A 12,171-nucleotide genomic window follows, 5' to 3' on the forward strand; every position below is an offset into this window, starting at 1 on the left:
GCGCCCGCCCGACGCGGCTGTCGGGCGCGGCTGTCGGGCGCGGCGCAGCCTTCGGGCGGGGCCGTGACAGGGCAGCTTCGGGCGGGGCCGCGACAGCGCAGCCAACGGGTGGAGCCCCGACAATGGCGGGCGTGCGTGAATCTGCCGAAGGCACCCAGTCGTCGGCCGTCGGGCGACGCCGGCGGGCGCGCGGCTCGCTGAGCAGTGGCGAGATCCTCGCGGCCGCGCGGGATCTCGCCGCGCAGGACGGCCTCGCCCGGCTGAGCATGCCGGCGCTGGCCCGGCGGCTCGGCTGCGGCGTGATGAGCGTCTACCGGTACTTCGACACCAAGGACGACCTGCTCGGGGCTCTGGCCGACCAGGTGATGTCCGACCTGCACCGCCAGTTGCCGCCCGCCGGGGGCGGCCCCTGGCGCGACGAGCTCATCACCTACTTCACCGCCTACCGGGATCTGATGGAGAGCTTCCCGGTGTACCGCGAGGTGGTGCTCTACGCCCCCACGTTCGTGATCCGCGCGGCCCTCACCCCCGCCCAGCTCCGCCGGCTCGACACCGGCATCGGGCTGCTGCTGCGCGCCGGCCTGCCCCTGGCCGACGCCGCCGCGGTCTACAACGTCTGCTTCAACTACACCCGCTCCTTCGTCGCCTTCGAGCACGCGGCGCGGGCCACCGCCGCTACCGCCACCACTGCCACCATCACCGCGGCCGGCGGGGCCATCGCGGCCGGCGGGGTCGGCGCGCCGGCCGCGGGGCCGGCCTCCGGCAGGCGGCTTCCGGCCGACGAGTACCCCCAGCTCAGCCGGCTGGCCGACATCGACGGCGTGCTGGGAGTCGACGAGCGGGGTTTCCGGCTGGGCCTGGAGCTGCTCGCCACCGGGATCGCCGGCAGATACCACGTGGCCGAGCGCTGAGCCGTCGTCGGCGCCGCGGCACCCGTGGCGAAGCTCGTGGCTAGAATGCTAGCATCGAGCCCGTGGGGGATGAGGACGTCAAGCAGTTCAACGTGTACCTGCCGATCGGGCTGATCAAGCGGGTGAAGCATCGCGCCATCGAGTCGGAGCTGTCCCTGTCGGCCCTGGTCGCCGACGCGCTGCGGACCTACCTCGACGACCTCGACGCACACGGCGACCACGACACCCTCCGCGACCAGCGCGGGCAGGCGTCCGGGAAGGGGATCTGACATGGCGACCGAGGGCGTCGAGGGCATGGTCGTGGAGACCCACAACTGGGGCCGGGCGGCCAGGTTCTTCCAGTCGCTGGGGTTCACCCTGGAGTTCGAGACCGACCACGGCTCGGGGCTGCTGCGAGCCGGCGACGGCCCCTACGTCTTCCTTCGCGAGGTTCCCGCCGACGAGGTGCCCCGGATCCAGCCCGTGCTGACGGTGGCCGACGCGGACGCGTTCCGCCTCGACCCCGCCGTCGAGGTGGTCACGCCGTTCGAGGAGACCCACTACGGCACCCGCGAGATGACCGTCCGCGACCCCGACGGACGCACCTGGAGCCTCCAGGCCCCGACCAGGGGCTGACACCACAACCCGCGTCGCCGCCGCCCCTCCCGCCGCCCTACAGGGAGGCGATGCTGCGAGGAACAGCGAGTGACTGATGGTTGCTCGGTGTGATCTGAATGGTAGATTATTGGTATGCGAACTGCCATCGATGCTGCCGGGCGGGTCGTGATCCCGAAGGTATTGCGCGACGCGCTCGGCCTCACGGCGGGCCAGCCTCTGGAGATTGCCGAACGGGACGGACGGTTGGAGATCGTGCCGGCACCCACGCCGATGCGACTCGTCGACGACGGCGACGGCGTGGTCGCCGTGGCGGACGCCGACATGCCAGTCCTGACCGCCGACCAGGTCCGGGAGACACTGGAACGGACCCGGCGGTGAACGCGGTCTACTCCAGCGTGGTGGTGGCGGCCTTTGCGACCTGGCACGAGCATCACGACCTCGCTCGCAAGGCTCTTGCGAGGCGGCCACGCCTGATCGCTCATGCGGCGGTTGAGTCCTACTCCGTCCTGACCCGACTGCCTCCGCCGCACCGGGCTCAGCCGTCGCTGGTGCACGCGTTCCTCGCCGAGCGGTTTCCCGCCCGTTCCTGCCCCTGTCGGACGCCGGCTACCGGGACCTTCTCGCCAGGTTGGCGACCAGTCAGATCCTCGGCGGCCCGGCCTACGACGCCCTCATCGCCTTCACCGCCACCGAGCATGACGCGACCCTGCTGAGCCTTGATCAGCGTGCCGCGGTGACCTACGAGGCCGTCGGGGCCAGCGTGGAGCAGCTCGCGCTCTGACGCCGGTGCGTCGGAAGGTCCGCGCCGCGCCAACCCCCTGCTCGGGACGACGCGTCTTGCTCGGGGACGAGGCGTCGAACTACGGTGCTGGTGGGAGCAAGTGCCGGACGACGCCGTTGTCGGTCATGATCGGCGTGGGCGGTCGTCGGTGCGCGGACGGGGCGGTTGCTGCCGTGGTCTCCTGGTCCCAGGCCGAGCCGCCCCCGGCGCCCGAGGATGGGCTGTTCCAGCCCGAGAGGACGAAGCCGGCATGACGCAGCAGGCAGACTTAGCGAGGCCCGCGCCCCCCGAAATGGTGATCGACGCGCTGAGCGCGCCGTTCTGGGCCGCGGCGCGGGAGCGCAGGCTGGAGCTCCAGCGCTGCCAGGACTGCGGTCTTTTCATCCACCTCCCGCGACCGGTCTGCCGGCGCTGCGGCTCCTTCCGCCTCGAGTTCGAGCCGGTGTCCGGGCGGGGATCGGTGTACAGCTTCACCGAGACGCGCCGGGTGTTCCACCCGTTCTTCGCCGACCGAGTCCCCTACCTGCTCGCGTCGATCGAGCTCGCGGAGCAGACCGACCTGCGGATGCTGTCCAACCTGGTGGGGATCGCCGAGCCCGACGTCCGGTTCGGGATGCCGGTCGAGGTCACCTTCGAGGACCTCTCCGCGGACCTCACGATCCCGGTGTTCGCGCCCGCGGGGAGCCTCGCGTGAGGGGCGGGCGCCGGGTCGCCATCGTCGGCGTCGGCTACTCCGACGCCGGGCGGCGCACCGGGCTGAGCGAACGCCACCACGCCGCCCAGGCGGCGCGGGCGGCCCTCGCGGACGCCGGTCTCGAATCCGCCGACATCGACGGGCTGACCACCTGGGGTGGCAACCCGATCGACTTCGCGCACATGCTCGGCTTCTCGCCGCTGCGCTGGCACCTCGACGTCGGCATCTCGCCGGCCTTCATCAGCCCGGCCATCCACGCCGCGCACGCGGTCGCCAGCGGCCAGGCCGACGTGGTGGTGGCCATGCGGGTGATCCTGCAGCAGCCGAGCCGGGCCAACCTGTGGGCCGGCGGGACCGGGATGGCCTTCGACGCGCAGTTCCAGCACCCGTTCGGCGACCTGATGCCGGCGCAGTGGGCGGGCCTGCTGACCAACCGCTACCTGCACGAGTCCGACGCGACGGAGGAGGACTTCGCGAACTTCGCCGTCACCCAGCGCGGCTACGCCGCGAACAATCCCGAGGCGCTGTTGCGGGAGCCGCTGACGGCCGAGGACTACCTCGCCGCGCCCTACATCAGCAAGCCGCTGCGGCTGCTCGACTGCGACTATCCCTGCGACTCGGGTGCGGCCGTCATCTTCACCACCGAACAGCGGGCCCGCGACCTGCGCCAGAAGCCGGTGTTCGTCGAGGCGACCGCGCTCTCGGCGATCCACGACATGACCTTCGAGCTGCTGCCCGACATGGTCCGGACGTCGCCGGTGCACTGCCTGCAGGAGCTGTGGTCCAACACCGACCTGACCGCCGCCGACCTCGACTGCGCCCAGCTCTACGACGGTTTCAGCGTCATCACCCTGCAGTGGTTGGAGGCGTTGGGGGTCTGCGAGCCGGGGCAGGCCGGTCCGTTCGTCAGCAGCGGCGGGACGAGCCTCACCGGCGCGCTGCCCACGAACACCGACGGCGGCGCGTGCAACGTGGGCCGCCGCCACGGCGCGAACTTCTGCATCGAGGCCACCCGGCAACTGCGCGGCGGCCAGTCGGGCGAACGCCAGGTCGCCGACGCCGAGGTCGCGCTGTGGGCCAACGCGGTCGGCCCCTTCACCGGCGCGATGCTGCTCACCGGGTCGTAAGCGGCCCCCCGGGTCGTCAGCGGCTCACCGCGACCCGGTAAGCGGCGGGTCCGCCGGGCCCGCGCGCACCCGCCGCGGGCGCTAGCGACTGTCCTGGCGCTCGCGGCGGACGGCGACCCGGCGACCCTTGATGGTGCTTCCCCGCAGTGAGGCGATCACCTCGTCGGCCGCGCCGTCGGGCACCTCGACGAGCGAGAACCGCTGCGCGATCTCGATGGCGCCGATGTCGCGGCCCGACAACCGGGTCTCCCCGGTGATCGCGCCGACGAGGTCCTGCGGCCGGACGCCGGCGCCACGGCCCGCACCGACGAACAGCCGAGCCATGCCCCCGCTGGCCGGTCGGGGTCGCCGCTCCCGGCGGCCGGCGCCGTCGCGTCCTGCCCGTTCGCCGCGCGCGTCGGCCACCGGCGGCAGGTCGGGGATGTCGTCTGCGTCGTCCGGCACGAAGCTGGCGTCGTGGGCGAGCTTCACCGCGGCCAGCGCGATCTCGATGGGGTCGAACTCGTCGGTGAGCGTCTCGACGACGACGCGGAACCGCTCCAGGTCGTCCTCGAGCAGGCTCTCCTGCAACGCGGCACGGGTCAGTTCCAGCCGCCGGGCGTGCAGATCGGCGACGGTGGGCACCTTCTCGACGGCGATCCGCTGCCGGGTGACCCGCTCGATCGTCTTGAGCATCCGGTGCTCGCGCGGCTCCGCCAGGGTGATGGCCACCCCCTCGCGGCCGGCCCGCCCGACCCGGCCGATCCGGTGGACGTAGGAGTCGGGCGCCGACGGGACGCTGTAGTTCACCACGTGGGTGAGCTGCTCGAAGTCCAGTCCGCGGGCGGCGACGTCGGTCGCGACGAGCAGGTCGGCCGTCGCCGTGCGCAGGCGCTCCATCACCCGCTCCCGCTGCTCCTGGCTCATCCCGCCGTGCAGCGATTCCGCCCGGTAGCCGCGCCCGTTGAGCGAGTCGGCGAGCTGGTCGACCTCCTCCCGGGTGCGGCAGAACACGATCGCCGATCGGGGCGACTCGACGTCGAGGATGCGGCCCAGCGCCGCCGTCTTGTATGCCCGGGGGACGACGTAGGAGACCTGCCGGACGAGCGGTGCCGCGCCTGGCTCCGGCGCCGCGCGGCCGATCTGGATGCGGACCGGATCGCGCAGGTGACGGCGGGCGATCTGGTCCATCCGAGGCGGTAACGTCGCCGAGAACAGCACGGTCTGGCGATCCTGCGGCGCCTGCTCCAGGATCGTGTCGATGTCCTCGGCGAAGCCCATGTCGAGCATCTCGTCGGCCTCGTCGAGGACGACGGTGTGCAGGCCGTCGAGGCGGAGCGTCCCGCGACCCATGTGATCGAGCGCGCGGCCGGGCGTGGCGACCACGACGTCGATCCCCTGCACCAGCGCGCGGACCTGCCGGCCGATCGGAGCCCCGCCGTACACCGGCAGGACCCGGGCGCCGAGATCACGACCGTACCGGTGGATCGCCTCGGACACCTGGACGGCGAGCTCCCGGGTCGGGACCAGCACAAGGGCCTGCGGGCCGCGGTCGCCGGTGCGGTCATCCGTCAGGCGGTGCAACAGGGGGAGCGCGAACGCGGCCGTCTTCCCGGTGCCGGTTGCCGCCTGGCCGAGCAGGTCACGGCCCGCGAGCAGGGGCGGAACGGCCTCCCGCTGGATCGGCGTCGGCTCCTCGTACCCGAGGGCGGCGAGGCTGCGCAGCAGCTCGGGCCGCAGCGCCAGCTCGGCGAAGCCGGCCACGTCGTCAGCCGGCTTGACGTCCCCTGCCGGCTTGACGTCCCCTGCCGGGTCGACGTCTCGTGCCGGGTCGACGTCTCGTGCCGGGCCGACGTCCCTGGCCTGGCCTACGTCTCTCGTCGGGTCCGGATCCGGGTCCGGGTCGGTGGTCAAGCTCATGCGCATCCCCCAGTCGCGACTCGTGTGATCCGGGCATCCGCGCTGGTGCCGGCAGGTCTGCTCCGAAGGTAGTCGCTTGCCGCGCGCAGGTGCTGCGGACCGCCCGGGGAACGCCCCACCAGCGGCGTCGCCACCGAGTGCCCGCCGCATCCGGCTGGCATCACACTCCGTCACCGAACACCGGAATGGAACCTGTGAGCGGCTGGCGCGTGCCCCGGGTTGCGATCAAGGAGGGCTTGCCCGCACTCATGATCGCTGGAGCTGGAGCTGGAGCTGGAGCTGGAGCTGGGGCTGGGGTTGGGATCCGTCGCCCGGTTCCGCGGCGCTCTCCTGCGGCAGGCGTAGTGCTGGTGTATTACTTGGTCAGCTATCACTGTCGCGGATGGAGATCGCCTTCGGTTCCCGGTGGCGTCGCGTCGGCGCGGGCCCGCGGCCGGCGGCGCCCGGACAGGTGAGGAGGTCGGACGTGGAACGCACGCTCTACGGGGATGATCATGAACTGTTCCGGGAGTCGGTGCGCGCGTTCGTCGAGCGGTTCGTCAGTCCCGGCTACAGCCAGTTCATCGCGGATCGGGTCATCACCCGGGACGTGTGGCACGAGGCGGGCCGCGCGGGCTTCCTCGGCCTCGGTGTCGACGAGGAGCATGGCGGCAGCGGTGTGCACGACTACCGATTCAACGCCGTCTGGGTCGAGGAGCTGTCCAAGGTCAGCGCCGGGGTCGCGTCGTCGTTCAGCGTCCACACCGACATCGTCGCGCCCTATCTGGCGGACCTGACCACGCAGGAGCAGAAGAAGCGCTGGCTGCCCGCGTTCTGCTCGGGCGAGGTGGTCGCCGCGATCGGGATGACGGAGCCGGCGGCCGGCTCCGACCTGGCCGCGTTGCGGACGACCGCGGTCCCGGCCGGCTCGGACTGGATCATCAACGGATCGAAGACCTTCATCACCAACGGCTACTCCGCCGATTTCGTGGTGCTGGCCGCGCGGACCGATCCGGGGGCGAAGGCCGCCCGCGGCATCACGCTGTTCGGTGTCACGGCGGATACCCCGGGGTTCTCTCGGGGCCGCAAACTACACAAGGTCGGCCAGCCGGAATCCGACACGGCCGAGCTCTTCTTCACCGATATGCGGGTGCCGGGGGACGCGGTGATCGGCGAGGTCAACCGCGGATTCCCGCTCATGATGGAGCGGCTGCCGCAGGAGCGCATCAGCGTCGCCGTCTCCAGCATAGCCCATGCCACCCAGATCCTCGGCGAGACGCTCGAGTACGTTGCCGAGCGCAAGGCGTTCGGCGCCGCCATCGGCAGCTTTCAGCACAACAAGTTTCTGTTGGCGGAGCTTGTCACGAAGATCGATGTTACCCGGGCTTTCGTCGACTCGTGCGTCGCGGCCCACAGTCGTGGACAGCTGTCCGCCGTCGACGCGGCGAAGGCGAAATGGTGGTCCTCCGAAGTCCAGAATGCCGTCCTGGACGCCTGCGTGCAGCTTCACGGCGGATACGGCTACATGACCGAATACCGCGCCGCGCAGGCCTGGATGGACGGCCGGGTCACGAAGATCTGGGCCGGCACCAACGAGATCATGAAGGAGATCATCGGGCGCAGCCTCGGCCTCTGAGCCCCGCGGCGACCCCTCCCGCTCGTTTCCCACAAGCTGGGAGGGGCGTCGCACGCACACGGCCGCGCCCGGGTCGGGGCCGACGGCCGCGTGTCCGCCTCGAGCGGCCCGCGGACTTTCGCGCAGTGCTCGGCGAGGTGAATCCTCAGGCGTTCCGGTACACCAGGTAGACGTACTTGCCGCCGGCGCCCTTGTTCAGGTCGACATCGATGCGTCGCCACGGCGCCTGCGGCTGGATCCCGCTGTTGTCGCCGAGAATGACATCCAGATCCTCGATCGGGCTGCCCAGGTGGGCTTCGCGGGTGAAGGCGGTGTAGATGTAGGCGCCGCCGGCGCCCTTGTTCAGGTCGACATCGATGCGGTGATAGCTCGGCGGCGCCGACTCGTCCTTGCTCAGCAGGAAGATGATGTTTGTGATAGGTGCACCGGAACCCTGCTCGTAGGCGAAATAGAGGTAGGCGCCCCCAGCGCCGGCGTTGAGATCCTTGCCTATCTTGATCCAGCCATCCGGTGTCGGCTCGTCGTCGACGAGTACGGTCAGATTCGTGACACCACTCATGTGAACATCCCCCACGCTGGTCGGCTGCTGCTGGTCGGCAGACCTGGTATCAGCATCGTTGCACGGAGAATCGGGCCTCGTCCGCGGAAAAAGGGAATGTCGAGGGCTGGTGGCAGCAGTCCGGCCGCGGTATTTCATGGCCGGGCAACAATGGCGTCGTGCGACCGTGGAGGTGGCTCGCGTCAGAAGAGGGTCGCGGGCGCGGTCGGTATCGGCTGCGGCAGGGGCGCCAACGCGGGCACGCGTGCCCGTACCTCGTCGTGGAAGCGGCGGGCGAGTTCCGGGGCGTCGGCGTTGTCCGGGGTGTGGATGAAGACGGTGGGGGAGCGGCCCTCGCGCAGCCAGTCGACCACGACGTCGACCCAACGCTGCCAGCCTTCGACCGTCCGGGCGGAATCGTCGCGGCCGAGGTAGCGGACGATCGGCCGGTCGGTCAGCGCGACCGATCGCAGCGGCACGCGCGGCTTCTTGGTCCAGGCGTCCCGTTCGGCATCGCTGGTCGGCGGGCTGCGGAAGAGGGCGGTGGTGTCGAAGGGAATCCATTCGGCGGCCGCGACGGCGAGTGCCGCCTCCAGCGTGCGCATCGCCCGGGGATCGTCGAAGAACGCCCGGTGGCGGACCTCGACGGCGTACCGGTGGGACCGGGGAAGCCGGCCCAGGAAGCGGGCGAGCGCGGGGACGTCGGCGGGCGCGAACGATCCCGGTAGCTGAATCCAGACCGCATGGGCCCGCGGGCCGAGTGGCTCGATCGCCGCCAGGAAGGCGTGCAGGGCCTCGTCGACGTCGGTGAGTCGGCGTTCGTGCGTGATGACCTTCGGCAGCTTGAGCACGAAGCGGAAGTCGGCATCGGTCTGCTGCGCCCACGAGGCCACGGTGTCCCGGGTCGGAGTCGCATAGAAGGTGGTGTTCCCTTCGACCGCGTTGCACCAGCCGGCGTAGTGCCGCAGGCGTTCGTGCGGCGCAAGCGGATGCGGGAGGAATCGCCCCTGCCACGACTTGTGCGTCCACATCGCGCATCCCACCTGCAGTCGCATGGTCCCCCCTTCGTGCCTCACCCGTACCCGTGGCGGACGGGCCCGAGCGCGCTCGCCAGGTTCCGACCGCCTCGCCTGCGACTGACCCGTCTGCGACTGACCCGTCTGCACTGTATTCCGGCGTCGCGTCCGCCCCGGCTTGCCCAGAACGCCGCGCCACCGTTTTGACATTCTGGATGATGATTATCATCCTGTTCTGGATGATCGTGGTCATCCACCAAGTGGCGAGTGGTCGGAGCGTGGGGCCTCGCCACGAGATGCGGAAGGCGTGGGGCAGTGACCAACGTCGAATACGACCGTGCCCGGACCGGGCTGGTGTTGATCGATCCGTACAACGAGTTCCTCGCCGAGGGGGGCAAGATCTGGCAGGTGGTGCGGGAGATCGCCGGCGCCGTCGACCTGCACCGGCATCTGGCCGAGGTGCTGGCCGCGGTGCGGGCCGCGCGCATTCAGGTCTTCGTGGCGCCGCACCGGCGGCGGCAGCCCGGCGACTTCGACAACTGGAAGCACCTCACGTCGGGACAGCGGGCGATCCAGAGCGGCGCGATGCTCGCGGCGGGAAGCTGGGGGGCGCAGTGGTACCCCGAGTTCGGCCCGAGGCCGGGCGACGTCGTCGTGCACGAACACTGGGTTTCCGGCGGCTTCGCCAACACCGACCTGGACTTCCAGCTCAAGCAGCACGGAATCGAGAAGATCATCCTGGTGGGTCTGGTGGCGCACACCTGCGTGGAGTCGACGGGCCGGTTCGGTGCGGAACTGGGCTACCACGTGACGCTGGTCAAGGACGCGACCGCGGCCGGCAGCGCGGAGGCGATGCACGCCGCGCACGACATCAACGGCCCCACCTACGCCCACTCCATCGTGTCGACGAGAGAACTCCTCCCCGCACTGCCCACCGGATAGGCGGACCCATGGGACATTCCCAGCAGGACAAGGCGGCGAGCCACGACCGGGTCGTCCGCGTCGCCGCGGCCCGGTTCCGCGAGGCGGGGCTCGACGGCCCCGCGGTGGCCGAACTCATGCAGGAGGCCGGGCTGACGCACGGCGGCTTCTACCGTCATTTCCGCTCCCGCGAGGACCTCGTCGCCGAGGCGGTGGAGCACATGAGAACGCAGTTCGAGCACGGCATGGCGGCGGCCGCCGAGAACGGGTTCACCGGCCTGATCAACCAGTACCTGACCGAGGCCCACCGTGACTCCCCGGCAACCGGCTGCGCGGTGGTCGCGGTGGGCGGCGACGTGGCGAGGAGCGGCGAGCGGGCTCGCGCCGCGTATACCCACCAGGTGGAGCTCTATCTCGAGCTCATCGGCGAGCTCATCGGCGAACCCGTCGGCGGAGTCGGCGGCACCGCTGATCCGGCCGCCCGGCAACGAGCCGTCACGACCCTCAGCACCATGGTGGGCGCGATGCTGATCGCTCGAGCGGTCAACAGCAGCGAGCTGTCGCAGGAATTCCTCGACACGGTTCGAGGCCATCTCACCGGGCAGGCGGGGGAGCGACCAGCCTGACCGTCACCGTCGGCCGTCTCGCGACCGCCGCGACGACGTCGTCTTCTACAACGCCCGCCGCGGCGCCGCCACGACCACCTGACGGGTCGCGAGAGCCAGGAAACGGTGCGGTGGGTCGTCGTGGCTGTCCAGCCGCCAGCCGGAGGCGGCGAGCATCGGTCCGAGCCGGGCGGCGGACAGCGGCGAGCATCTCCGGAGTCACGTCCAGGCCGAGCACCCTGCCGGTGGGACCGACGGCGTCCCGCAACGCCGGCAGCGCGCGTCCGGTGCCGCACCCGGCGTCGAGGACCACCGCCCCGGGACGAAGACCGATCTCGCGGACGGCGGCAGCGTAGGCGGGCAGGTCGTCGCCGAACTTCGTGTCCCACGTCGCGGCGCGCACGCCGAAGAACGCCTGGCTCTCCCGGACGTGCCAGCCGCCGTCGCCCGCCAGCCGGTCCGCGACCCGACGGATCACCGGCCAGGCCGGGTCATCCACATCCACGACGACGTCGGCGCGACGCCCACCGTCGTCGCCGCGGACCCGCCTGCTGCGCAGCCGGACGACGACATCCCACCCACCCGCCGGCGCGTCCGCCCGCCACGACGCAGCATCAGTGACCGCCACCCCACCGTCCTCACCCATCGACGCGGCGCCCACGAGCCGATCGCAGTCCCGACCCGTCGCCCGCACCTCGTCGGCGATCCAGCCGGCGACGAGCCCGGTCATGCCTCCGTCGTCGGCACCGTCGACCAGCACCCGCACCCCGCCGGCCGGCAGCATCCCGACGATCGTGCGCAGCACCGTCTCCCACCGACGGGCCTGCTCCCCGGCCATCGCCCGCCCCTCCGCCGACACCGCGGCTTCTCCGGCGCCCCACATAGCCCATGATGGCGAACCGGGCGGCCCGCCCCGGCTCATCGCGACGCGTCGAGCTGGTCGAGCCACGCGTGGAACACCAGGCGGGCACGCGCGGCCAGCCGCGCACCAGGTCCGCGTCCGCGAGCGCGGCGTCCACCGCGCCGACGGACGTGTCGTCGCTGTCGCCCGCGTCGCTGTCGCCCGCGTCGAGGTACCGCACGCGGTAGCCGCGTTCGGACAGCAGGGGTTCGAGGATGCCGAGATCCTCGAACGGGACGTGCCGAACGGCTATCGCGGTGCGAGGAATGACCACAGCTACCGCCTACCACCCTGAGTCGACGCCACGCCAGCGCCTTCCTGTGGTCGCGGATACCGACCGGACCCATCGAGTGGGCGATCGCGCGGCTATACCAGGAGACCGGTGCGCGTCAAGGGAAGCCATCACCGACTTCGCAACCCCGACCCTCACGGGCATGACGTCACCGTTCCCGTCCACGCGGGAGTGGGTCTCTAGGAGACCACTGAAAATCTTGCGGGTCCGGGTTCTGGTGTGGTGGTCGACGCCAGTGTTGTGATCATGCAGGGTGAGTGGGTGGGCGAGCTGA

Annotated in this window: 14 protein-coding genes; 10 read left to right on the plus strand and 4 right to left on the minus strand. The window is 71.1% G+C overall.

Going from position 1 to position 12,171, the window contains the following annotated elements:
• Positions 1–122 precede the first annotated feature (122 nt).
• From FF36_RS15245 to FF36_RS15280, 7 genes are all read left to right on the plus strand, one after another.
• Positions 123–911, plus strand: coding sequence for a TetR/AcrR family transcriptional regulator (locus FF36_RS15245; RefSeq protein ID WP_044885722.1), 789 nt, complete (start codon positions 123–125; stop codon positions 909–911).
• Between the two features lie 62 nt (positions 912–973).
• Positions 974–1,180 carry a ribbon-helix-helix domain-containing protein gene (locus FF36_RS15250; RefSeq protein WP_044885723.1) on the plus strand — a complete coding sequence of 69 codons (207 nt, stop codon included), beginning with the start codon at positions 974–976 and terminating at the stop codon, positions 1,178–1,180.
• A 1-nt stretch (position 1,181) separates the two neighbouring features.
• The gene (locus FF36_RS15255) at positions 1,182–1,526 is read left to right on the plus strand and encodes a VOC family protein (RefSeq protein ID WP_044885724.1); all 345 of its coding nucleotides are present in this window, start codon (positions 1,182–1,184) and stop codon (positions 1,524–1,526) included.
• Between the two features lie 114 nt (positions 1,527–1,640).
• Positions 1,641–1,886 carry an AbrB/MazE/SpoVT family DNA-binding domain-containing protein gene (locus tag FF36_RS15260; RefSeq protein ID WP_044885725.1) on the plus strand — a complete coding sequence of 82 codons (246 nt, stop codon included), beginning with the start codon at positions 1,641–1,643 and terminating at the stop codon, positions 1,884–1,886.
• A gap of 250 nt (positions 1,887–2,136) precedes the next feature.
• On the plus strand, positions 2,137–2,289 hold the full coding sequence (locus FF36_RS35960; protein WP_199865399.1) for a PIN domain-containing protein: 153 nt from the start codon (positions 2,137–2,139) through the stop codon (positions 2,287–2,289).
• A 250-nt stretch (positions 2,290–2,539) separates the two neighbouring features.
• Positions 2,540–2,983: a Zn-ribbon domain-containing OB-fold protein gene (locus FF36_RS15275; RefSeq protein ID WP_044885727.1), complete on the plus strand. Its 444-nt coding sequence runs from the start codon at positions 2,540–2,542 to the stop codon at positions 2,981–2,983.
• The gene (locus FF36_RS15280) at positions 2,980–4,110 is read left to right on the plus strand and encodes a thiolase family protein (RefSeq protein ID WP_044885728.1); all 1,131 of its coding nucleotides are present in this window, start codon (positions 2,980–2,982) and stop codon (positions 4,108–4,110) included. Before FF36_RS15275 ends, FF36_RS15280 begins: the two co-directional genes overlap by 4 nt.
• An 81-nt stretch (positions 4,111–4,191) precedes the next feature.
• Here the strand turns inward: FF36_RS15280 and FF36_RS15285 are convergent, their stop codons facing one another.
• Entirely contained in the window at positions 4,192–6,009 is a 1,818-nt protein-coding gene (locus FF36_RS15285; protein WP_110431454.1) for a DEAD/DEAH box helicase, read from the minus strand.
• A 76-nt stretch (positions 6,010–6,085) separates the two neighbouring features.
• On the opposite strand from FF36_RS15285, the gene FF36_RS15290 reads away from it, so the two are divergent.
• A complete protein-coding gene (locus FF36_RS15290; RefSeq protein WP_339325606.1) occupies positions 6,086–7,624 on the plus strand; it encodes an acyl-CoA dehydrogenase family protein in 1,539 nt (512 codons plus the stop codon).
• A 145-nt stretch (positions 7,625–7,769) separates the two neighbouring features.
• Here the strand turns inward: FF36_RS15290 and FF36_RS15295 are convergent, their stop codons facing one another.
• Together FF36_RS15295 and FF36_RS15300 are read right to left on the minus strand one after the other, a co-directional pair.
• Entirely contained in the window at positions 7,770–8,183 is a 414-nt protein-coding gene (locus FF36_RS15295; RefSeq protein ID WP_044885729.1) for a hypothetical protein, read from the minus strand.
• Between the two features lie 182 nt (positions 8,184–8,365).
• Positions 8,366–9,217 (minus strand): DUF72 domain-containing protein, encoded by an 852-nt coding sequence (locus FF36_RS15300; protein ID WP_044885730.1) that lies wholly within the window; start codon positions 9,215–9,217, stop codon positions 8,366–8,368.
• A 276-nt stretch (positions 9,218–9,493) separates the two neighbouring features.
• On the opposite strand from FF36_RS15300, the gene FF36_RS15305 reads away from it, so the two are divergent.
• The gene (locus FF36_RS15305; RefSeq protein WP_044885731.1) at positions 9,494–10,120 is read left to right on the plus strand and encodes a cysteine hydrolase family protein; all 627 of its coding nucleotides are present in this window, start codon (positions 9,494–9,496) and stop codon (positions 10,118–10,120) included.
• Positions 10,121–10,128: 8 nt separating this feature from the next.
• On the plus strand, positions 10,129–10,725 hold the full coding sequence (locus FF36_RS15310; RefSeq protein ID WP_044885732.1) for a TetR/AcrR family transcriptional regulator: 597 nt from the start codon (positions 10,129–10,131) through the stop codon (positions 10,723–10,725).
• On the opposite strand, the gene FF36_RS32835 is transcribed toward FF36_RS15310, so the two are convergent.
• A complete protein-coding gene (locus FF36_RS32835) occupies positions 10,694–11,563 on the minus strand; it encodes a class I SAM-dependent methyltransferase (RefSeq protein ID WP_236705861.1) in 870 nt (289 codons plus the stop codon). The two genes, FF36_RS15310 and FF36_RS32835, sit on opposite strands and share 32 nt — an antisense overlap.
• Positions 11,564–12,171 lie beyond the last annotated feature (608 nt).

The sequence above is a fragment of the Frankia torreyi genome (genome assembly GCF_000948395.1).
In the GTDB taxonomy this organism is placed as follows: domain Bacteria; phylum Actinomycetota; class Actinomycetes; order Frankiales; family Frankiaceae; genus Frankia; species Frankia torreyi.